This window comes from Streptomyces sp. CG 926, from assembly GCF_003148825.1.
Taxonomy (GTDB): domain Bacteria; phylum Actinomycetota; class Actinomycetes; order Streptomycetales; family Streptomycetaceae; genus Streptomyces.
Window position 1 is genome coordinate 542451 of sequence record NZ_QGGZ01000002.1, and the last position, 20189, is coordinate 562639.

Annotated in this window: 22 protein-coding genes and 1 tRNA gene; 13 read left to right on the forward strand and 10 right to left on the reverse strand. The window is 72.0% G+C overall.

Annotated features, from left to right (window positions below):
• Positions 1 to 6 precede the first annotated feature (6 nt).
• Positions 7 to 2055 (reverse strand): bifunctional glycosyltransferase 87/phosphatase PAP2 family protein, encoded by a 2049-nt coding sequence (locus tag BCL76_RS07565; protein WP_109778731.1) that lies wholly within the window; start codon positions 2053 to 2055, stop codon positions 7 to 9.
• Between the two features lie 265 nt (positions 2056 to 2320).
• Here BCL76_RS07565 and BCL76_RS07570 point away from each other — a divergent pair, with 265 nt between their 5' ends.
• Together BCL76_RS07570 and BCL76_RS07575 are read left to right on the forward strand one after the other, a co-directional pair.
• Positions 2321 to 2524, forward strand: a complete 204-nt coding sequence (locus BCL76_RS07570; RefSeq protein ID WP_109778732.1) for an antitoxin — start codon at positions 2321 to 2323, stop codon at positions 2522 to 2524.
• 202 nt (positions 2525 to 2726) lie between these two features.
• On the forward strand, positions 2727 to 3059 hold the full coding sequence (locus BCL76_RS07575) for an antibiotic biosynthesis monooxygenase family protein (protein WP_109778733.1): 333 nt from the start codon (positions 2727 to 2729) through the stop codon (positions 3057 to 3059).
• Between the two features lie 595 nt (positions 3060 to 3654).
• Here the strand turns inward: BCL76_RS07575 and BCL76_RS07580 are convergent.
• Positions 3655 to 4050 (reverse strand): nuclear transport factor 2 family protein, encoded by a 396-nt coding sequence (locus tag BCL76_RS07580; RefSeq protein WP_109778734.1) that lies wholly within the window; start codon positions 4048 to 4050, stop codon positions 3655 to 3657.
• 189 nt (positions 4051 to 4239) lie between these two features.
• Between BCL76_RS07580 and BCL76_RS07585 the strand changes: the two genes are divergently transcribed.
• Complete coding sequence (locus BCL76_RS07585) at positions 4240 to 4719, forward strand: GNAT family N-acetyltransferase (protein WP_109778898.1); 480 nt, start codon at positions 4240 to 4242, stop codon at positions 4717 to 4719.
• Here BCL76_RS07585 and BCL76_RS07590 read toward each other — a convergent pair.
• Positions 4716 to 6785, reverse strand: coding sequence for an MDR family MFS transporter (locus BCL76_RS07590; protein ID WP_352041310.1), 2070 nt, complete (start codon positions 6783 to 6785; stop codon positions 4716 to 4718). The two genes, BCL76_RS07585 and BCL76_RS07590, sit on opposite strands and share 4 nt — an antisense overlap.
• Before the next feature lie 222 nt (positions 6786 to 7007).
• On the opposite strand from BCL76_RS07590, the gene BCL76_RS40290 reads away from it, so the two are divergent.
• Positions 7008 to 7892 carry a peptidoglycan-binding domain-containing protein gene (locus tag BCL76_RS40290; protein WP_181382462.1) on the forward strand — a complete coding sequence of 295 codons (885 nt, stop codon included), beginning with the start codon at positions 7008 to 7010 and terminating at the stop codon, positions 7890 to 7892.
• Positions 7893 to 8026: 134 nt separating this feature from the next.
• Positions 8027 to 8710, forward strand: a complete 684-nt coding sequence (locus tag BCL76_RS07600; protein WP_109778736.1) for an HAD-IA family hydrolase — start codon at positions 8027 to 8029, stop codon at positions 8708 to 8710.
• A gap of 114 nt (positions 8711 to 8824) precedes the next feature.
• Here BCL76_RS07600 and BCL76_RS07605 read toward each other — a convergent pair whose 3' ends face one another.
• Together BCL76_RS07605 and BCL76_RS07610 are read right to left on the reverse strand one after the other, a co-directional pair.
• Complete coding sequence (locus BCL76_RS07605; RefSeq protein ID WP_109778900.1) at positions 8825 to 9352, reverse strand: DinB family protein; 528 nt, start codon at positions 9350 to 9352, stop codon at positions 8825 to 8827.
• Between the two features lie 263 nt (positions 9353 to 9615).
• The gene (locus BCL76_RS07610) at positions 9616 to 10197 is read right to left on the reverse strand and encodes a TMEM165/GDT1 family protein (protein ID WP_109778737.1); all 582 of its coding nucleotides are present in this window, start codon (positions 10195 to 10197) and stop codon (positions 9616 to 9618) included.
• 553 nt (positions 10198 to 10750) lie between these two features.
• Between BCL76_RS07610 and BCL76_RS07615 the strand changes: the two genes are divergently transcribed.
• The 4 genes from BCL76_RS07615 (at position 10751) to BCL76_RS38840 (ending at position 14808) form a co-directional block, all read left to right on the forward strand.
• A complete protein-coding gene (locus BCL76_RS07615) occupies positions 10751 to 11395 on the forward strand; it encodes an HNH endonuclease family protein (protein WP_109778901.1) in 645 nt (214 codons plus the stop codon).
• 94 nt (positions 11396 to 11489) lie between these two features.
• A complete protein-coding gene (locus BCL76_RS07620; RefSeq protein ID WP_109778738.1) occupies positions 11490 to 13148 on the forward strand; it encodes an alkaline phosphatase D family protein in 1659 nt (552 codons plus the stop codon).
• 346 nt (positions 13149 to 13494) lie between these two features.
• The gene (locus tag BCL76_RS07625) at positions 13495 to 14124 is read left to right on the forward strand and encodes a DedA family protein (RefSeq protein WP_109778739.1); all 630 of its coding nucleotides are present in this window, start codon (positions 13495 to 13497) and stop codon (positions 14122 to 14124) included.
• 174 nt (positions 14125 to 14298) lie between these two features.
• Positions 14299 to 14808, forward strand: a complete 510-nt coding sequence (locus tag BCL76_RS38840; protein ID WP_181382463.1) for a hypothetical protein — start codon at positions 14299 to 14301, stop codon at positions 14806 to 14808.
• 12 nt (positions 14809 to 14820) lie between these two features.
• Here BCL76_RS38840 and BCL76_RS07635 read toward each other — a convergent pair whose 3' ends face one another.
• Positions 14821 to 15045, reverse strand: coding sequence for a DUF2277 domain-containing protein (locus tag BCL76_RS07635; RefSeq protein WP_030389450.1), 225 nt, complete (start codon positions 15043 to 15045; stop codon positions 14821 to 14823).
• 15 nt (positions 15046 to 15060) lie between these two features.
• Positions 15061 to 15699 (reverse strand): TRADD-N-associated membrane domain-containing protein, encoded by a 639-nt coding sequence (locus tag BCL76_RS07640; protein WP_258309418.1) that lies wholly within the window; start codon positions 15697 to 15699, stop codon positions 15061 to 15063.
• Between the two features lie 125 nt (positions 15700 to 15824).
• Here BCL76_RS07640 and BCL76_RS40480 point away from each other — a divergent pair, with 125 nt between their 5' ends.
• Positions 15825 to 15899, forward strand: coding sequence for a 50S ribosomal protein bL37 (locus BCL76_RS40480; protein ID WP_100661309.1), 75 nt, complete (start codon positions 15825 to 15827; stop codon positions 15897 to 15899).
• 44 nt (positions 15900 to 15943) lie between these two features.
• On the opposite strand, the gene BCL76_RS07650 is transcribed toward BCL76_RS40480, so the two are convergent.
• The 3 genes from BCL76_RS07650 to BCL76_RS07660 form a co-directional block, all read right to left on the reverse strand.
• Positions 15944 to 16561: a DUF4352 domain-containing protein gene (locus BCL76_RS07650; protein ID WP_109778740.1), complete on the reverse strand. Its 618-nt coding sequence runs from the start codon at positions 16559 to 16561 to the stop codon at positions 15944 to 15946.
• A gap of 176 nt (positions 16562 to 16737) precedes the next feature.
• Positions 16738 to 17373, reverse strand: a complete 636-nt coding sequence (locus tag BCL76_RS07655) for a hypothetical protein (RefSeq protein WP_146228340.1) — start codon at positions 17371 to 17373, stop codon at positions 16738 to 16740.
• 148 nt (positions 17374 to 17521) lie between these two features.
• Positions 17522 to 17596 (reverse strand) — tRNA-Val (locus BCL76_RS07660).
• A gap of 105 nt (positions 17597 to 17701) precedes the next feature.
• Between BCL76_RS07660 and BCL76_RS07665 the strand changes: the two genes are divergently transcribed.
• The 3 genes from BCL76_RS07665 to BCL76_RS07675 all read left to right on the forward strand — a co-directional run bounded on the left by BCL76_RS07665 (position 17702) and on the right by BCL76_RS07675 (position 20132).
• Complete coding sequence (locus BCL76_RS07665; RefSeq protein ID WP_258309421.1) at positions 17702 to 18946, forward strand: hypothetical protein; 1245 nt, start codon at positions 17702 to 17704, stop codon at positions 18944 to 18946.
• Between the two features lie 391 nt (positions 18947 to 19337).
• Entirely contained in the window at positions 19338 to 19883 is a 546-nt protein-coding gene (locus tag BCL76_RS07670) for a DUF4383 domain-containing protein (protein WP_109778904.1), read from the forward strand.
• A gap of 33 nt (positions 19884 to 19916) precedes the next feature.
• A complete protein-coding gene (locus tag BCL76_RS07675) occupies positions 19917 to 20132 on the forward strand; it encodes an FmdB family zinc ribbon protein (RefSeq protein WP_030715356.1) in 216 nt (71 codons plus the stop codon).
• Positions 20133 to 20189 lie beyond the last annotated feature (57 nt).

A 20189-nucleotide genomic window follows, 5' to 3' on the forward strand; every position in this document is an offset into this window, starting at 1 on the left:
CTACCGCTACGAAGAGGCCCGCGCCCCGGCCCGTAGCCTGCGCTCCCCCTCGCCCGACTCCCCCTCGCCCGGCGCCACCTCGGCGCCCCGGCGCTGCCCGGGCAGGTCCAGCTGCAGCCCCCGCGGCCCGGACAGTACGTACACGAGCCCGAAGCCGGCGGACACGACCGCGGCGCCGCCCACGGCGTCCAGTACCCAGTGGTTGGCGGTGGCCACGATCGCGCACACCGTGATCAGCGGGTGCAGCGCCCCGAGCAGTTTCTGCCAGCCCTTCGGGGCCAGCACCACGATCACGATCCCGCACCACAGCGACCAGCCGAAGTGCAGCGAGGGCATCGCCGCGTACTGGTTGGAGATCGCGGTCATGGCCCCGTACGAGGGGTTGGCCAGGTCCTGCGGCCCGTGCACGGTGTCGATGAAATCGAGGCCGGGCATCAGGCGCGGCGGCGCGAGCGGGTAGAGCCAGAACCCGGCGAGGGCGAGGACGGTGGCCAGCCCCAGGGAGGCCCGCGCCCAGCGGTAGTCGCCGGGGCGCCGCCAGTACAGGACCGCCAGGATCGTCAGCGGGACGACGAAGTGGAAGGAGGTGTAGTAGAAGTTGAAGAATGCCTCCAGCCAGGGCGTGTTCACCACGGCGTGGTTCACGGCGTGCTCGATGTCGATGCCGAGCGCCTGCTCGATGCCGTGGATCTGGCTGCCGTTGCCCTCGGCGAGGCTGCGGCTGGTGGGCGCCGCGGCCCGGATGTGCGAGTAGAGCGAGTACCCGACCCGTATCAGCAGGAGTTCCAGCAGGAGGTTCGGGCGGGACAGGACGCGCCGCCAGAACGGCAGCAGCGGCACCCGTGCCCAGCGGGCCTCAGCGGGCCGGCCGTAGTCGGTGGGTACGGGCTCGCGCCAGTACGCCGACGAGCGCTGCAGGAACGGTACCGCGCAGGCCGCCGCCACCGCGGTGAGCAGCGGCACGTTGTCGCGTACGGGGGCCAGCGCGGCCAGGTTCGGCAGCAGCATCGCGCTCGGCAGGGTCATGGCGAGCACCACGGCCACCGGCCACACGGGCCGGTCGGCGGCCCGCTTGCCCACCTTGCCGGCGACGGCGAGGAGCACCCAGAGCAGCTGGTGGCGCCAGCCGGTCGGGGACACGGCGACGGCCACGCAGCCGGTGACGGCGACGGCGAGCAGCAGCTGGCCGTCGCGGGCGTAGCGGACCGCGCGGCGCAGGCCGATCCACACGACGGCGGCGGCGAGGGCGCCGTAGAGCAGGATCTCGGTGGGTCCGGTCAGGCCGAGGCGCAGCAGCGCGCCGTGCACGGACTGGTTGGCGAGGCCGTCGGGGGCGCCGCCGAGGCCGGTACCGGCCAGGTGCTCGACCCAGTACGTCCACGAGTCGCGCGGCATGGCCGCCCAGGACAGCGCGGTGGCTCCGGCGAAGGTCACGGCGGCGGTGCGCGCGGTGGGGCGGCGTCCGGTCAGCCACAGCAGCGGGGCGAACAGCAGGAGCGCGGGCTGGATCGCGGCGGCGAGGCCGACGAGGAAACCGGCGGGCCGATCGCCGGGCACGCGGAACACGGCGAGCAGCACCAGCAGCACGGGCAGGACGGCGGTCTGGCCGGGCGAGGCGGCCTCGCGGACGGGTAGCGAGACCATCATCAGCGCGGTGAGCACGGGCGCGGCGAGCAGCGCGGTGCGCCGCGGCACCGGGTCGGGCAGGCCGCGGGCGGCGACGAGCCCGATGGCGGCGACGCACAGCAGCGTCACGCAGGTCCAGGCGACCTCCAGCGACGGGGCGGCGAGGCCGACCAGCGGCTTGAGGACCAGCCCGGCGAAGGGGGTGTCGGAGAACTGGCCGGTGTCGTAGAGCGATCCGGGCGGGCTGCCGGGGAGGTGGAAGCCGCTCAGCCAGTCGCCCGGTGGCATCCGCAGCACGGAGGCGGCCTGTCTGACGGCGAGTGCTCCGACCAGCGCCCACAGGAGCAGCCGGGCCGCCCCGAGCCTGCCGTGATCGCCTATGACTCCGGCATGTCCGTTCGCACCGCTGTGCTCTGCCGCGTTAGCCACGCCTCGCCGGCCTCCCGCCCTGTTGACCGCAACCCCGACTTCGCCTGGCTGCCGCGCTCCATTACCCGCACGACGATATCCCCCACGGGATGTGTCGGGCGGCTCTCACGGGCATCGTGCGGACCGACGGCCGCGCCGACCTGCGCGGGCTGCTCCTGGACCGGGCGCCCGGTCGCGAGCCGGGGAGCGACGGGCTCTCCAGGTGCGGACACCGGACTTCATGGCGAAGCTGAGGTGGACAGGCATTCCGTGGAGAGGACGGCTCATGTCCATGCTTGACAAGCTCAAGGACCTCATCAAGGGACACCCTGACCAGGCCCGCCAAGGTGTCGAGAAGGCCGGGGACGCCTTCGACGCGAAGAGCGGCAACAAGTACCAGAGCCAGGTCGACACGGCACAGCAGAAGCTCAACGAGCAGATCGGCAAGGAGCCGCCCGCGCCCGGGCAGACCCGTCCGCCGCAGCCCTGAACCGGATCTCCGGGCCTTCGGGCCTTCGGGCCGGCAGGGCATAGGGACCACAGCACAACGACCGTCCGCGCATCCGCCCGCGGGGACCGCACCACGCACGGTGCGGTCCCCGCGGGCGGATGCGCGGACGGATGTAGGAAACTGCACGCATGTCGTCGAGGCCGGGCATACCGCCCGGCCGGCGTTCCATGAGAGGTGTCCTGTGCCCAGCGTCGTAAAGATCAACGCACTGACGGTCCCCGCCGAGCAGCGGGAGATCCTGGAGAAGCGCTTCGCCTCCCGGGCCGGGGCGGTGGAGAGCTCGGACGGCTTCGAGTGGTTCGAGCTGCTGCGCCCGGTGGAGGGCACGGACCAGTACCTGGTCTACACGCGCTGGCGTTCGGAGGAGGACTTCCAGGCGTGGATGGAGGGCCCGATGAAGGCGGCCCACCAGGGCGGCGGCGAGGGTGGCGGCGAGCGGCCGAAGCCGGCGGCGTCCGCGTCCACGGTGTGGTCGTTCGAGGTCGTGCAGCAGGCGGCGCCGAAGCAGTCCTGACACGCCGCGGTCCCGGGTCGGGGCGCGGTCGGGGCCCGACCCGGACACCGACCCGAGCCGAGCCCGACCCGGACCGTCAGGTCAGACGCACAAACCCAGGCGCGGAAAGACCGGGCCCGGAAGGACCAGGCGCCGAGAGCCAGGCGCGGAAAGACCAGGCCAGGGCAGGCCAGGCGCCGGAGGCCAGGCCAGGGCAGGCCAGGCGCCGAAGAGCCAGGCCAAGGCGCCGAAGGGCCAAGCCGGGCCCGGAGGCCTGGCTCGGAAAGCCCAGGCGCGCAAGGCGGAGCCCGGAAGGCCGAGCTGGAAAGGCCGGGCGCCGAAAGGCCAGGCCCGGAAGACCAGGCGCGGAAGGCCGGGCGCGGAAAAGCCAGGCCCGGAAGGCCCCGCTCGAAAGGCCGTGCTCGAAAGGCTGGGCGCGCCGAAAGGCCAGGCCCGGAAGACCAGGCGCGCGAGGCCGGACGCGGAAAAGCCGGGCCCGGAGGGACCAAGCGCGGAACGCCTTGCCCGTGAGGGCCCGGCCGGCCGGCGCGGAAGGGCCGGGCGCGGGTAGACCCGGCCCGGGAGGGTGGGCCCGGGAGGGTGGGGCGCGAGGAGCTCAGCTCCAGAATGCGTCTTCCTCGTCGATGTCCGCGGTGCACTGGTCGATATCGGTGATCTTGTTCCCGATGATCGTGAAGAAGAGCCCCTGGCGGATCTCGATGCCGCGGTCACCACGGTCGGCGCGCGCCGTGTGGAAACTCATCACGTGCCCGCGCCCGTCCGCCAACACCGATTCCAGATCCACCCGGAAGGTGCCCTTCGTCTCCGTGCCGAGGCGCCGGAAGTGGTCCAGAACGTTCTCCCGGCCCTTGTGGTGCCCGGACAACGGGTTGCTGCCCGGCACGTGGTGGATGACATCGGCCGTCAGCAACGTGCTCATCATCTCCATGTCGCCTTTGCCGAAGGCCTCGTAGCCGCGGCGGACCAGGGCACAGTCGGGATGCTCTGACATGGCGTTTCCCACCCTCCGGGTACGCAGGGAATGTCCTTTTTCCTATCATCGGCCCGGCCTTGTGGATATTCCACGCGGGAGATCCGCCGCGAACTCCACAATGACGCCATGACCACTCACAGCGAACACCGCACACCCACACCCACACCCGCACCCGCACCCGCACCCGCACCCGCACCCGCACCCACCCTGTCGTGGACCGTGGCCCCCGAGCCGTTCACCACCCGGGACGCCACCGACCTGCGCCGCGCGTACTACGCCGAGGTCGCCGGCCGGTACTGGGAACGGCAGGTCACCGAGGCAGAGATCGACCAAGGACTGCTGGACTTCCCGGACGACGGGCTCGTCCCGCCGGCGGGGCAGTTCGTCGTCGGTCGACTCGCCGGCGAGCCCTTGGCCTGCGGCGGGATCCGGCTGCTCGACCCCCGGACCGCAGAGCTCACCAGGGTGTACGTCGACGAACGCGCCCGCGGCACCGGCGGCGGGGCGGCCCTGCTGAAGGTCCTGGAAGCGGAGGCCCGAGCGCTCGGCGCGGAGCGGGTCCGCCTGGACACGCGGTCGGACCTCGTGGAGGCCCGAGCTTTGTACGCGCGGCACGGGTATGCGGAAATACCCGCCTACAACTCCGGCCCGTACGCACAGCACTGGTTCGAGAAGCGCCTGGTCTAGTGGGCGGCGTGGTCCCGCCGCGGCAAGGTGTCGTAGGGCTCCTCCGCGTCGGACCCGCACAGCTCCGCGTTGATCTGTTCGACCAGCTTCACCAGGTCGGTCGGGCGGTCCGGGCCCCACCAGTCACCGAGCAGCTCGGCAAGCGACTCCTGCCGCGCCTCGGCGAGCTTCGTGGCGCTCACGCGCCCCTGGTCCGTCAGGACCAGCGGCAGCCCGTCCCGGACGGCGAGCCCACGCTCCTCGATCTGGCGCGCGGCGTCCGTGACGACCTTCAGCGGCACATTGGTGCGCTCGGCGAGCATCGAGGGCTCCACGGAGCCGTACCTCTTGATCCGCAGCAGCAGCCAGCTGGAGGCGGGCAGCAGGTCGTAGCCGGCCTTCTCGGTGATCTTCTCGTAGACGTGCCGGCGGCCCTCACGGGTGCCGAGGACCGACAGGGCGCGGGCGACCTCGTCGTGGGAGGAGCGTTGGACGGGGTTGGAGGCCAGGGTCTCCGTCACATCGGGGGCGGTGACGGAGCCGCGGAGCTTGTCCTCCTTCAGGAACCAGGCGATCACGAAGGCGACCAGGACGATCGGCACCGCGTAGAGGAACACGTCGGTGATGGCCGTGGCGTAGGCGTCGAGCACCTGGGGTCGGAGATCGGCGGGAAGCGCGGCGATGGCCCGCGGATCCGCCTCCAGCTGCGCGACGCTCGCGCCGGCCGGCAGCGTGACGCCCGCGAGGGAGGTGGCCAGCTTGTCGTCGAGCTGGTTGGTGAAGACCGTGCCGAAGATGGCGACGCCGAAGGAGGCGCCGATGGAGCGGAAGAAGGTGGCACCGGAGGTGGCGACTCCGAGGTCGGCGTAGCTGACCGCGTTCTGCACCACCAGGACGAGCACCTGCATGACCAGGCCGAGTCCGGCGCCGAAGACGAAGAAGTAGACGCTCATCTCCCAGGTGGAGCTGGTGCGGTGCAACTGGTGCAGCAGGAGCAGACCGAGCGCGGTCACCCCCGTGCCCGCGATCGGGAAGACCTTCCAGCGCCCGGTCCGGCTGACGATCTGACCGGAGACGGTGGAGGTGAGCAGCATGCCGATCACCATCGGCAGCATGTGGACGCCGGACATGGTCGGTGAGACGCCTTGGACGACCTGGAGGAAGGTCGGCAGGTAGACCATCGCGCCGAACATCGCGAAGCCGACGACGAAGCTGATCGCCGAGCAGAGGGTGAAGGTGCGGATACGGAACAGACCGAGCGGCAGTACGGGTTCGGTGGCCTTGCGCTCCACGAGGAGGAAGCCGGCGAGCAGGACTACGCCGAGGACGGCGACGCCGATGATCCGGGCGGAGCCCCAGCCCCAGGTGGCGCCGAGGGAGGCGACGAGCACGAGGCAGGTGGCGACGCAGGCGATGAGGAAGGTGCCGAGGTAGTCGATGGTGTGCTTCGAGGAGCGCGCCGGGATGTGCAGGACGGCGGCGATGACGACGAGCGCGACGAGACCGATGGGGAGGTTGATGTAGAAGACCCAGCGCCAGGACAGGTTGTCCACGAACAGGCCGCCCAGCAACGGGCCCAGCACGCTGGTCGCGCCGAAGACACCGCCGAAGAGGCCCTGGTACTTGCCTCGTTCGCGCGGCGGGACGATGTCGCCGACGATCGCCATCGACAGCACGATCAGTCCCCCGCCGCCCAGACCTTGCAGGGCGCGGAAGCCGATGAGCTGGGGCATGTCCTGGGCGATCCCGCACAGTGCCGACCCGATGAGGAAGAGGACGATGGCGTACTGGAAGAGCTTCTTGCGTCCGTACTGGTCGCCGAGCTTGCCCCACAGGGGGGTGGCGGCGGTGGAGGCGAGCATGTAGGCGGTGACGACCCAGGACAGGTGCGCCATGCCGCCGAGGTCGCTGACGATGGTCGGTAGTGCGGTGGAGACGATGGTCTGGTCGAGCGCGGCGATCAGCAGGCCCAGCAGCAGCGCTCCGATGGAGACGAGTACCTCGCGGGAGGCGTGCTCGGTGGCGGGGCCGGTCTTGTCCGGGTCGGGAACGGGGCCCGGGCCCTTCGCGGTCACATCCTGAGCCATCGATACCTCCTCAGGCCGGATCAACATCTCCATCCTGAGCGGTGTGTCCGGTTATGGCCTCTCGGGCGGTTGGGAGGGCCCCCACGGGTCTGCATAATCGCAGGCAATAGCCAGGGAGGGAGTCCAGTGAGCCGTCAGCACTGTCCAGAATGCGGCGCCGCCGGCGCAGGCTGCGGGTGCGTGCCGGGTGTGGGTTTCAACCCTTTGCGCATCCGCCCGTACGTGACGTTGCCGGACCCCGGCGAGCCGGACGCCCCGGTGTCCCCGCAGCCGGTGTCCGGTGCGGTGGCCCCGCACCCGCACCCGGCGCCCGCGTCGGCTCCGGTGTCGACGCCCGTGCCCGTGCCTGCGCCTGCGCCGGTCGAGGACGACACCCCGGCGTACGGGATACCCGTGCCGCCGCAGGACGGGCCGTGGCCCGCGGAACCCGGCGGGCCGGCGTACCCGGCGAACCCGGCCGAGACGGTCCAGCTCCGGGCGATCCCGGCGGCGGGCCGGGCGTACGGCAGCGGAGCGGGAGGGGGTGGGGGCGGGGGCCCGGAGAAGCGAACCGGCCCGGCCGCCCGGAAGCCACTCGCGCTGCTGATCGGCGCCGCGGCGGTGGTCGCCCTCAGTGGGACGGCCGTGGCGGTGTGGGCGCTCCCGAGTTCCAACGAGAGCGATGCCGCGCTGGTGGAGGCGAAGGCCTCGGTGCCCGTGACGAGCGCCGCCCCGGCCGCGCCCTCCGCGAGCCCGTCCCCGACCAAGGCCGGCCCGTCCCACTCGGCGTCCCCGTCGCCGAGCGCCTCGAAGTCGACGTCCCCGTCCCCGTCGCCGAGCGCGTCCCTCACCTCGGCGCCCCCGTCCCCCAGTCCGTCGCCGAGCGCGAGCCGCTCCACCGCCCCGCCGCCCGCGCAGGCCCCGACCCTGCGGCACGGGGACTCGGGTGCGGAGGTGGAGAAGCTCCAGCGGCTGCTGGCGGCGCAGGGCCTGTACCGGGGTCGGATCAACGGCCGGTTCGACCGGCGGGTGGAGGACGCCGTGTCGGAGTTCCAGTACGACAGGGGCATCGACGACCAGGAGTGGGGCTTCTACGGGCCGGTGACCCGCAAGGCCCTGGAGGGATGAGCGTCACATGTCCGCTGGTGGCGCGCACCGCTCTTTGTTTTGTATCGTGAGGGAACAAAGTGGTTCCGTCCTCATTCCCTGACCGGTGGACGGAACCACTTGTTCTCTTTCCCGCCCCGTCTGGAGCCCCGCCCATGCCGGCCAGCACCACCACCGCACCCGTCGCCCTCACCGCCAAGGCCCTGCTCCTGGACATGGACGGCACGATCGTCAACTCCGACGCGGTGGTCGAACGCTGCTGGCGCGAGTGGGCCGTCTCCCACGGGCTGGACCCCCAGGCGGCCATGAAGGTGGTCCACGGCCGCCAGGGCTACGCCACCATGGCCGTACTGCTGCCGGACCGCCCCATGGAGGTCAACCACGCCGAGAACGCGGTGATGCTGGCCCGCGAAACGGCCGACACCGACGGCGTGGTCCCGGTCGCGGGCGCCTCGGAGTTCATGGCCGCGCTCGACGGTCTGCCGCACGCGCTGGTCACCTCCGCCGACGCCGCCCTCGCCTCGGCCCGGATGACCGCCGCCGCCCTGCCCATGCCCGAGATACGGGTCACGGCCGAGTCCGTCCAGGCCAGCAAGCCCGACCCCGAGGGCTTCCTCATGGGCGCCGCCGCGCTGGGCGTGGACCCGGCCGACTGCATCGTCTTCGAGGACTCGGCCGCGGGCATCACCGCGGGCCGGGCAGCAGGCATGCGCGTGATCGGCGTGGGCCCCCGCGCAGCCGCCCACGCCCCGACGGCCCACGTCCCGGACCTGACGGCCCTGCGCGTCACGACCACCCCGGACGGTTCGATCACCGTCACGCTCCACCCGGCGGCCTGACCCCGAGCGGGCCGGGCCGGCCGGCGAGGCGGAGGCAACGGCTCCTGTACCGGTGACGCGTACGGGAGCCGTCAGTCCCCTCGCCCCTCCATGTCCCCCGTGCCGGGGCGGTCCCTACTGCCCCACTCGCCCGTCGATGCGTTCCCGCAGGAAGTCCGCGTGGCCGTTGTGGCGGGCGTACTCCTCGATCATGTGGACCAGGACCTCGCGGAGTTCCATGGGTTCGTCGTCGTGCCCGCCGTCACCCGTGACGTCCAGGTCAGGGGTCTCCGCCACGAGTTGTTCCGCGAAGGCGACCTCGGCGCGCCAGGTGGCCCACGCGTCCGCGACCACCGCCGGATCTGCCACCGCGCCGGTGAACTCCCCCGCGCGGTCCTCCTCCGAGCGGTAGTGCCGACGTATCTCCTGGCCCGCCATGACCTGCCGGAACCAGTACTGCTCGACGCCGGCGAGGTGGCGTACGAGACCCAGCAGGGACAGGTTGGACGGTTCCACCGAGCGCCGCGCCAGGGCCTGCGCGTCGAGGCCCGCGCACTTGAGTTCCAGGGTCAGGCGCTGGTCGCGCAGGTAGCCGGCGAGGACGGCGCGTTCGCCCCGGAATCCGCCGTCGGTCCGGGTGTCCTCGTCGGGGTGGACGAACATGTTGGACCAGCCGAACTGCCGATCCTCGGCGGACACGACCTCGGTCACCTCCTCGGTCACCGACGCGGTCACCTCCTCGGTCACCGGCGCGGGCGCCTGCGTCGGAGCCGCCAGAAGCGCGGGCTCGACGAAAGGACTGATGGAGGGGCGCACGGAGGGGCCGGTGAAGGCAGCGGTGTCGGTCACGCGCACGAGCCTGACCTGTACGTTCTCCGTCCGCAAGGAAATATCCGCCTCCCCGGCCCCGCCTGCGGCCCCTCGGCTCAGCCCGCGATCGCCTCGTACAGCGAGAACGCGGCCAGCGCGGCCATCACGGCAGCCGCGATCTTGGTGATCAGCCGCAGCGGCACGTACTTCATCAGGGTGCGTCCGCCCAGGATGCCGATGCCCGCGACCGCCCACAGGGCGAGCACGGCGCCGATGCCGACCGAGACGGGGTCGTCGTACCGGGCGGCGAGGTTGGCGGTCATGATCTGGGTCAGGTCGCCGAACTCCGCCACCAGGATCAGCATGAAGCCCGCCCCGGAGACCTTCCAGAAGGACTGGTCGGCGGGCGGCTTGACCTCCTCGTCCCCGTCGTCCTTCTTCAGGAGCAGCATGGCCGCGCCCAGGAGGAAGAGGATGCCGACGACGGCCTGGACGAGCCGGTGCGGGAGCAGCGTGAGGACGCTGCCGGCGGCGATGGCGAGTGCGACGTGTGCGGCGAAGGCGGCGGCGACGCCCGCGAAGACGTAGGAGGCGCGGTAGCGGGTGCCGAGCATCAGGCCGGCGAGGGCCGTCTTGTCGGGGAGTTCGGCAAGGAAGACGACGCCGAAGGCGATCGCCGTGATGCTGAAGCTGAACACGGGGGTGAAACCTCGATCGGTCGGGCAGGGCGCCATCGGGACCGAGAGACCTGGGGTGTGTCAGGGGTCGCTTCGGCTCGGCGGCGCCCTGGCTTGCGCGTGCGCGTACGAAACGCGCCTGCGCTGAACAGGACACTGCGGCCGAAGGTCTCGCTGGCCGGCCGCTGTCCGCGGCCTGCCTCCGGGCGCCGGCTGGGGTGACCCAGCAGTATGTCGACGGTCCGGCGAAGAGCTACTCCCCTTCTGCTCCGAACACAATACGCGACGCCCGCGGTCGGCCGTATGGGCCTTTGGTCCCGGCCCGGGCCGCCCCCTGACCCACCTCGGCCCGCCCTGAACCGTCTCCGATGGCGCCGCGGAGCGCCCCACGCGGTTGCGGAATATCAACTTCCGATTAAATCAGGGGCGTTGAGTGCCTTGATGTGACGTGCTCATGTCGCCAGGCTGTCACCTGGCGCCCATCCCCGCGATACCCGGCGCCGCCACGATGGCCACGCCCCGCCGGGGCCGCACGGCCACACCCCCCGCACCCAGGGAGCCCCTCATGACACTCATGCCCAGCATCTACGCGCGTCGAATTGGCGTGCTCGCGTCAGCGGCTGCCCTCGCCGCGCTGACCTCCCTCCTCAACGCGCCCGCCGCCCAGGCCGCCCCGCCGGCCCCCATCAGCGCCTCGGCCGCCCGCGCCTACCTGGCGACGGTCACCCCGAAGACCGAGGGGTCCACCAGCGGCTACAGCCGCGACCTCTTCCCGCACTGGAGCACCGTCTCCGGCAGCTGCAACACCCGCGAGACCGTCCTCAAGCGGGACGGCGTCAACGTCGTCCAGGACTCCGCCTGCGCCGCGGTGAGCGGAAGCTGGTACTCCGAGTACGACGGCGCCACCTGGACCGCCGCCTCCGACCTCGACATCGACCACGTCGTCCCGCTCGCCGAGGCCTGGCGCTCCGGCGCCAATTCCTGGACCACGAGCAAGCGCCAGCAGTTCGCCAACGACCTCACCCGCCCGCAGCTCATCGCCGTCACCGACAACGTCAACCAGGCCAAGGGCGACCTCGACCCCGGCAAGTGGCTGCCCTCGCGGACGGCCTACCGTTGCACGTACGCACGGATGTGGGTCAACGTGAAGCAGTACTACGGTCTGAGCATGGACTCCGGCGAGAAGACGGCCCTGGTCAACATCCTCAACGGCTGCTGACCGAGCCGGCCGATCTTTCCCCCGTCAGGGGGAGGCGTGGCTCCCCCCACCCGTCGTACCGTGATCGAAGGGGCTACGGAGGAGGGGGAGTTGCATGGCCGGACTGCGTCTGGGGCCGCTGTTGCGCCACGTCGACTGGGACACGGGGCGGTCGGCCACGATATGGGTCGAGGCGGACCGCCCGTGCACGGCCGAGGTGCGGTGCGCGGACGGGGCGGGCGGTCGTGCGCGCACCTTCCAGATAGCCGGACACCACTACGCGCTGGTGCCGGTGAGCGGCCTGACCCCGGGCGCGACCACGGCCTATGAGGTGCTGCTCGACGACCGGCCGGTGTGGCCGCTGCCGGAGAGCGGTTTCCCGCCGAGCACGATCACCGCTCCGGCCGTGACAGGCCCGGGCAGGCCCGGGCCGGGGCTGCGCGTGACCTTCGGTTCCTGCCGCCAGGCCGCGCCGCCCGCGGGCCGGCGCGGGCCGCACGGCGCGGACGCCCTCGACACCCTCGCGGCGCGGCTGGCCGCGGACCCGGAGGCGGCGCGCCCGGACGTCCTGCTGCTGCTCGGCGACCAGGTGTACGCGGACGCGCTGTCGCGGGAGACCCGGGCGTGGCTCGCGGCCCGTCGGGATCTGCGGGAGCCGCCGGGCGCCCAGGTCGCGGACTACGAGGAGTACACCCGGCTCTACTACGAGTCCTGGCTCGACCCGGAGATCCGCTGGCTGCTGTCGACCGTCCCCAGCCTGCACATCTTCGACGACCACGACGTCATAGACGACTGGAACACGAGCGCGGCCTGGCTGGCGGAGATGCGGGCGACGCCGTGGTGGCGCGAGCGCGTCCTGAGCGGACTGATGTCGTACTGGGTGTACCAGCACCTGGGGAACCTCTCCCCCGCCGAGCTCGCGGCCGACGCGGTGTACGAGGCGGTACGGCAGACCCCTGACGGTACGGACGTACTGCAGGCCTTCGCGTCCGCGGCGGATGCCGATCCGGCCACGACGCGCTGGAGCTACCGGCGCGACTTCGGTCGGACCCGGCTGCTGATGGTGGACACCCGGGCGGCGCGGGTGCTGGCCGAGGACGGGCGGGCGATGCTCGATCCGGCGGAGCAGCAGTGGCTGCGGGAGAACGCCCTGGCCGGGCACGGCGGTTACGACCATCTGCTGATCGGGTCCTCACTGCCCTGGCTGATGCCGCCGCTGATCCACGATGCCGAGACGTGGAATGCCGCGCTGTGCCGCGGGGAGCGGGGGCCTCGGTGGGCGCGGATCGGGGAGGATCTGCGGCGGCGGAGCGATCTGGAGCACTGGGCGGCGTTCCCGGCCTCGTTCGCGGCGCTGACGGATCTGATCGAGGAGGTCGGGACGGGACCGCGGGCGCCGGCGACGGTGTGCGTGCTGTCCGGCGACGTCCATCACGCGTATGTGGCCGAGCCTCGAATACCGAGTACGGCGCGGGTGTTCCAGCTGACGTGCTCGCCGGTTCACAATTCCATCCATACGGCGGTGAAGTGGGGTTTCCGGCTGGGTTGGTCCCGGATGGGGCGGTGGCTGGGGCGCGGTTTCTCCCTGCACGGCCGTACGGGGCGGCCGCCGCTGAACTGGCGGCGTACGGGTGGGCCCTGGTTCGGGAACCAGCTGATGACGCTGGCGCTGTCGGGGCGGACGGCTCGGCTGCGGCTGGACCAGGCGCGCAAGAAGCGGGAGGGGGCCGTGCTGGTGACGGTGCTGGACCGGGAGCTCACGGCGGCGGACTAGGGGACGCGGCGGGCTTCGGCGGTGCGGGAGTCTCCACCTCGGGGAATCGGCACCTCGGGGAATCGGCACCTCGGGGAATCGGCACCTCGGGGAATCGGCACCTCGGGGAGGCGTTCGTCCTTGGGGGCGTCCTCGGCATTCGTCCTTGAGGCGCGTCCTCGGCGTTCGTCCGTCCCGGCGCGCGAAACGGGCGGGCGCCCCGGGCATCCGGGATGTGAACACCGGGCGTACGCTGTCTGGCTGTCAAGCCGCTCCTGCCGCTCCCCGCGACGTCGCGGCGCTTCGTGCCGCTTCATGTCGTTTCGTTTCGTGTCGCAGCACGTCAACCGGACTGGGGAGTCCCGTTTTGTTTGAGACGCTGGGATCGCTGACCGCGAGCCCATGGATCTACGCCCTCGTGGCGCTGTCCATCGTGCTCGACGTCTTCCTCCCGGTGCTCCCGAGCGGGGTCCTCGTGATCACCGCGGCGGCGGCCGCGGCGGCCGCCGGGGCGACGGGTCCGGTACCGGTGCCCGAGCAGGTGCCGGACATCCTGCTCCTGCTCGTGATCGCGACGACGGCGTCGGTACTGGGAGACATGGCGGCGTTCCGGCTGGGCCGGCGCGGCGGAGCCCGGCTGGACCGGGCCATCGCCCGTTCCCGCCGGCTGACCCGGGCCCATGAGCGCCTCGGCACGGCTCTGGCCCGTGGTGGCGGCGCCCTGGTGGTCATCGCCCGCTTCGCCCCGGCGGGGCGCTCGGTGGTGTCCCTGGGTGCGGGCAAGACCCAGCGCAAGGTGGCGGAGTTCCTGCCCTGGTCGGTCCTGGCGGGTATGGCCTGGGCCGGCTACAGCGTGGCCCTCGGCTACTTCGGTACGCAGTGGCTCGGCACCCAGTGGCTGGGCACCGCCCTCTCGGTGGTCGCCCTGTTCGCCGCGGGCGCCCTGGCTGCCTTCCTCGTCCGCCGCCCGCCGCCGGCCGCGGCGACGGCGGCGTAGGGCGGGCTCCGCCACCTGGCTTTCCCCCGGGCGGAGCAGTGGCTCACCCGTTCACCCGGCCCCGATCGCCGCGCCCGGGTTCGGCTCCTAGCGTCCACAGCACGGTGCGCAACCGAATGCGCGTCACATCCGTGGCCCGGCCGCGCCGTTTCGACGAGCCGAGGAGTCCTCTCCATGCCCGCCAAACCGCCCGCCGCACCGCCCACCGCAGCACGTCGCTTGATGACCGTCGCCGCCGCGACCCTCATCGCCGCTGCCGCCGCTCCCGCCACGCTCGCGTACGCCGCCCCCTCCGCCACCGTCTCCCCCACCTCCGTCGCCCCGGGCGGCCGGGTCGCTCTCAGTGTCGCGGGCTGCGGCACGCAGGTCGCCCGCGTCACCTCGACCGCCTTCGGCGAGGCCCGGCTGACCCCGGGCAACCAGAGCGCCGCGAGCCTCATCGGCAGCGCCACGGTCTTCAACAACGCCGCCTCGGGCGCGCACAGCGTCGTGTTCGAGTGCGGCGGCCCCGGCGGGGAGCGTGTCACCCTGTCGCTGCAGGTCAGCACGGGTGCGGCGCGTGGTGGGACGGGCGGCAGCATCGGCTCGATGAGCCCGGGGCAGATCGCTCTCGGCAGCGCCCTCGCCGCGGGCGCACTGGGCGCCGGGGTGTGGGTGATCCGCCGCCGCGCCGCAGCCTCGTAGGCCTGGCCCGGGTCATGCCGGGGCGGCCTGCCCCCGTACGTGCACGCCGTCGAGCAGTGCCGCGGTGGCTTCGGCGACGGCGTCCACCGCCGCTTCGAACACCTCGCGGTTGTGCGCGGCGGGCGCCCGGAATCCGGACACCTTCCGTACGTATTGCAGGGCGGCGGCGCGGATCTCCTCCTCGGTCGCCTTCTCGGGGATGGCGGGCGGACGCAGAGTCTTAATGGAACGGCACATACCCCTACTATCCCGCTACCGGGGCAGCTCGGCCCCGGAAAGTTTCATGATCAAACCGGCTTGGAGGCGGGCCCTCAGCCCTGGGTCCTCGACCGTGTCCAGCAGCTCGATGGCCTGCTGGGTCGTCTCGGCGGCCCGCCGGTCGTCGCGCAGCGAGGCGGTCTGGTCGGCCATGTGCTTGAGCGCGATGTCGGCGCGCCGGTGGAAGAGCTGACCGATCAGGGTGATGACCAGCCCCGCCGAGCTCGTGACGATCCCCAGGTACAGCTCCCCGCTGCCCTCGGCCTTCCAGACGGCCAGGCCCACCCCGAAGAGCAGGATCGCCGCTCCGACCCCGGCGAACCGCTGGCTGGTCGCGAAGCTGCTCCGCGCCTGGGTCAGCCCGTAGGCGTAGTACTCCACGAGCAGCGGCGTGAAGTCGTCCCGCCGCTCTCCGCTCTCGGCCGCGGGGTGCTGTATCCCCCCGACGTCCTGGAATTTCCCCCCTCCGGGCAGGGCGGTGGGTCGTTGCTCCGGCTCGGCGAGGCTCGCCAGCAGGCGCGCCCGTTCCTCGTCCCGCTTCCGCTCGAACCCCACCGCCCGGGACCGCTCCACCAGCGCCAGCACCCCGGCGACCACGGCCACGACCGACCCACCCCACGCGAGCTCGCCCATCCCCCGACGATCCCACGCCCCGAAGCGGCGGCCAAGAGAGCACCCGTCGCCCCAAATGCGAACGAACTACCCCGAACCTAGACTGACCGAGGCATGCACCTGTCGCCGACGAGGGAGAACACGCCATGGCCAAGCGAGGCAACAAGCGTCGGGCCCGTAAGAAGAAGAAGGCGAACCACGGCAAGCGCCCCAACGCCTGAACCCGAAAGACCCCCGACCACACCCGGCCGGGGGTCTTGGCCCGTCAACTCCGGTGGGTCAGATCGACGGTGGTGCCGCCGCTGAACATCGAGTCGTGCAACTCGATGCGCGCGGGAGCCGCGCCCTTCGGGATGTCGAAGACGACGATCCCGTCGACGACGTTGCCGGGGTTGATCTGTTCGAGGAACGACTCACTGCCGTCGAGATGGATCGCCGCGACGGTGTCCGCGCTGTACTTGTTGCCGTTGCGGTCGATGAGTTCCTGGTCGGAGCCGTCGAAGGTCCGAGCCCTGTCCCCGATGTTCTTCACGGTCATATGGACGAGGAAGAACTGCCCTTGCGCGTCCTGACCGTACGCACCCCCGATGTTCCGCACCCCGGGCTGCAGCCTGGTGACGGTGAACTCGAACTTCCCGTCCCGTACCGGCTCCCCCACCCCGGGCAGACGCGCGGCATCGGTGACGGCTTCGGCTCGGGTCGGGGCGGGCGGTGGCGGTGCGGCCGGCTCCTTGCCCGCGAAGGATCCGGCGATCCCCAGGACCACGAGCCCGGCGGTGACGGCCATCAGCACGGTCAGCAGCCGATGCCGCGCGAACCACCCGCGCCGATCCGGCGGACGCTCCGGGGCAGGCCCCCACTGCGGCGGCGACTGAGGGCTCATGGCAACCTCCCGGCTCGACCTTGCGGCGGATCCCGATTGTCCCGCCGCAACGCCCTCCCGGCATTCCGACCCCGAAGCCGCCCCAGCCCGCCCGTCTTCCGCCGAGACCGCGGTGGGGCGACGAACGAGTACCAACTCCTCAAGCCATCAAGGCGTTCGGGACACGGACCGGCTGCTTACGTACCGTCCCCGGGCTCAGGTCCTTCGAGTGCGGTGCGCCGGCTCGGCTGATCGGCCGCCCAGCGCAGGACGGCATCACGGACCGCTGCCAGGGAAGGCGACCGTGTCCGATCGCGCTCAGCGGCCGTGCCCGCTTGGTGTTCCACCTCGTAGGTATCGTCCTCGTCGAGCAGGACCTGGATGTACCGGTCGCCCTCGTCGTGGTCGGTCAGGCGCTGGAGAAGCAGGTGCTCCCTGTGCCGCAGCCCGGCAAGCATCGACTCGATGGTGGAGACATCAGGGTCGCGCGCCAGGCGTCCGCGGAACAGCGCGACAAGCCCGATCGGCCCGAGCCCCCTGCGCTGCTGCGCTTGCCTGAGCAGTTCCTTCTCCTGGTCGCTCAACAGAGACGGCGGCACGGGGGGCCCGTCGGGGTTGTAGACAGCGATGGGGTCGTCCGGATCGGACCACGACCCGACCGTCCCCAGGCGGTAGACGTGGACCTCTCCCCGCACCGGCGACACCGTGAGGATTTCCGGCGCGGGAGGACCTGGAACGCAGCGGCCTACGTCCTCTCCGTACGGGCCGCCGTGAAAGATGGCGTGCATCCATCCCTTCGGCGGTCTGCCGGTCGTGTCGAAAACGTCCTCCACCGTTCGCCCTTCGACGGAACCCCAGCCCTGATGCTCATCATGACCGGCCGGACCGACCCCGGAGCCCGGAGCCCGGATGACCACGGACGTCGATGTCGGATGCGGATGCAAAAGGCCCCCAACCGTGATCGGTTGGGGGCCTTTTGGCTGGTGGGCGCGGACGGTTTCGAACCGCCGACATCTGCTTTGTAAGAGCAGCGCTCTACCCCTGAGCTACGCACCCGTGGATGAGTGGACAGCCTACATGGCGGGCACACCCCCCACGCAAACCCGTTCGCGTGGGAGAGAATGGACCGGGGCATGGCGGACGCGGTACGGGAGAGGGATTGTGACGACGGCATCCCGGCGGTGGTTCGGCGGGCGGGACGAGAGTCGGCGGGCGGATGCGCAGGCGGCGAAGGATGCCGCCGCGGCGGCTTTCTACGAGCTGGACACGGCGCAGCGGGATCTGCGGATCTCGATCGAGACGATCGCCGCGGCGGACGGGTCGCCCGCCGCGCGGCAGGCGACCGAGGGGTTCGCCGCGCTGGGGCGGCGGATCGACGAGGTCAGTCACGTCTACATCGAGGCGGTCGACGCGCACGACCTGGACCGGGCGGAGTTGGAGGCCTCGGTCGCCACACGCGCGCGGGAGCAGCTGACCCGGGCCCGGGACGAGCTGGTGCGGGTCCAGGGCGAGCTGGAGCGGTTCGCGCAGGGGCTGCAGCCGCTGTTGGACAAGGCCGAGACGCAGCTCGCGCGGGTGGCGCCGGCCCGGGAGCGGGCCAGGGCCGCGCTGCTCGGGGCGAGCGACGCGCTGGACGCCGTACGGGCCAAGGGGATACGGGCCGACGATCTGGCGGCGCGGTTGGCGGCGCTCGGTCCGGAGCTGACCAAGCTGAACCAGGGCGCGGCCCAGCACGGTGTGCAGGAGACGGTGCAGCGTGCCGACCGGATCCTGCGGGACGCGGAGGCCGTACGGGCCGAGGCGGCGCGGCTGCCCGAGCGGGCGGCGGAGATCGATCGGCGGCTGGTGAGCCTGCGGACGCGGGCGCAGGCGTTGCGCAACCGGGCGGACCGGGTGGATCCGGTGCTCAGTGAGCTGCGGCGGCGGTTCAGTGCGGCCTGTTGGCAGGATCTGCAGCACGTGCCGGACGAGGCGGTACGGGACGTGGCGCGGGCCGAGGAGCAGTTGCGGGAGGCCGGGCAGGCCCGGGACGAGCAGCGCTGGGCCGACGTCGGGGCGCTGATCGAGGCGGTCCGGGGCTCGCTGGACGCGACGGACGAGGCGGTGTCGGCGGCGCAGGACCGGCTGACGCGGCTGGAGGCGGTGGCGCGGGATCCGCAGGCGGAGGTGGACCGGACCCGTTTCGCGATCCGGGATGCGCAGCGGCTGGCGATGGCGGGGCGCAGTGTGCCGGATCCGCAGCACGCGCGGCCGCTGGACGATGCGGTGGCGCGGGTGGCTCGGGCGCTTTCGGCGCTGGAGGGGCGGCATCCGGACTACTGGGCGTTCCTGCTGGAGATGGCGGACGTACGGGCTTCCGTGAACCGGGTGGTGACCGGAATCCGGGCCGAGCGCGGGCACGGCTGACCCCTGACCCCTGACCGCTGACCGCTTCGTCGGCGGACGCCCCGGCCGGGGCGTCCGGTGCGCTGCTTCGTCCCGGCCCCGCCGCACCGCGTCCCCGCCCCGCCCCGCCTGGTCACGCCCCGCCGCGTCACGGCCCGGGTACCTCTGCATGGCACCCGGTTGTTTCCGGGCGGCCGGCGGCGGATGCTGGGAGGTGCCGGGAACCGGAGCAGAGGAGGGCACCATGGCTGCCCGCACCTACAAGAAGCCTCCTGTGACCCATGAGCCCTACGTGGCTCATGCGGCGTACGGGTGCACGGAACCGCACGAGCACTACGCGCCGTACGTCGCCCACGAGCCCGATCCCGACGCACCCGTCCCACCGCGTCTGGCGGACACGGTCTCCCGGCGTATGGAACGGGTCCTGCATCCCGTCAACGCGCAGCTCGACGATCATCTGCCCACCGACCACAAGCTCGGCCAGGTGTACCGGGTCGGGGCGGGGCTGACCGGTCTGCTGCTGGTCGTGTTCGGGATCCTGGGCCTGGTCAACCAGATCGGGTTCTTCGACACCGGTGGGGACACGGTGCTGGCCCTGAACACCAACGGGGCGCTGAGCGTCCTGTCGATCTGCATCGGCGCGCTGCTGATCTTCGGGATGGTCATGGGCGGAACCTTCGCCTCGACCCTGAACATCGTGCTGGGCGTGCTCTTCATCGCGAGCGGGTTCGTGAATCTCGCGCTGCTGGACACGGAGCTGAACTTCCTGGCCTTCAGGATCCAGAACGTGCTGTTCAGTTTCGTCGTCGGCGTGATGCTGATGTGGTTCGGGATGTACGGGCGGGTGGGCAGCGCCCTGCCGCACGACAATCCGTACTGGCGGGCCCGCCACCCCGAGCAGGCGGCCAGGGAGGACCGGGCGCGTCGGGCCGGTTCGCGACAGACGAGAGTTGCGTAGCGCGCGGCGCCCGGGCGCCCTTAGCCTGTGCGCATGCCTCGATACGATTACCGCTGCCGGACCTGCGACGACACCTTTGAGGTCAGCCGGCCCATGGCCGAGTCCTCCGCGCCAGCTGACTGCCCGGCGGGGCACTCCGACACCGTGAAGCTGCTGTCCGCCGTCGCCGTGGGTGGGACGAGCAGTGCCCCCGCGCCCGCGATGGGCGGCGGGGGCGGCGGCTGCTGCGGTGGCGGCGGCTGCGGCTGAGATCGCGGGCTCGAAGGCCTGAACCCCGAGCTCAAGGCCTGAGCAGGCGAGCGCGGA

Coding starts and splice junctions, on each gene's coding strand:
- BCL76_RS07620 (WP_109778738.1), top strand. CDS start 11,490: ATGGCCGGACTGCGTCTGGGGCCGCTGTTGCGCCACGTCGACTGGGAC.
- BCL76_RS07675 (WP_030715356.1), top strand. CDS start 19,917: ATGCCTCGATACGATTACCGCTGCCGGACCTGCGACGACACCTTTGAG.
- BCL76_RS07590 (WP_352041310.1), bottom strand. CDS start 6,785: ATGGCTCAGGATGTGACCGCGAAGGGCCCGGGCCCCGTTCCCGACCCG.
- BCL76_RS07615 (WP_109778901.1), top strand. CDS start 10,751: ATGCCCAGCATCTACGCGCGTCGAATTGGCGTGCTCGCGTCAGCGGCT.
- BCL76_RS38840 (WP_181382463.1), top strand. CDS start 14,299: ATGCCCGCCAAACCGCCCGCCGCACCGCCCACCGCAGCACGTCGCTTG.
- BCL76_RS07650 (WP_109778740.1), bottom strand. CDS start 16,561: ATGAGCCCTCAGTCGCCGCCGCAGTGGGGGCCTGCCCCGGAGCGTCCG.
- BCL76_RS07605 (WP_109778900.1), bottom strand. CDS start 9,352: ATGTTCGTCCACCCCGACGAGGACACCCGGACCGACGGCGGATTCCGG.
- BCL76_RS07635 (WP_030389450.1), bottom strand. CDS start 15,045: ATGTGCCGTTCCATTAAGACTCTGCGTCCGCCCGCCATCCCCGAGAAG.
- BCL76_RS07670 (WP_109778904.1), top strand. CDS start 19,338: ATGGAACGGGTCCTGCATCCCGTCAACGCGCAGCTCGACGATCATCTG.
- BCL76_RS07640 (WP_258309418.1), bottom strand. CDS start 15,699: ATGGGCGAGCTCGCGTGGGGTGGGTCGGTCGTGGCCGTGGTCGCCGGG.
- BCL76_RS07600 (WP_109778736.1), top strand. CDS start 8,027: ATGCCGGCCAGCACCACCACCGCACCCGTCGCCCTCACCGCCAAGGCC.
- BCL76_RS07570 (WP_109778732.1), top strand. CDS start 2,321: ATGTCCATGCTTGACAAGCTCAAGGACCTCATCAAGGGACACCCTGAC.
- BCL76_RS07580 (WP_109778734.1), bottom strand. CDS start 4,050: ATGTCAGAGCATCCCGACTGTGCCCTGGTCCGCCGCGGCTACGAGGCC.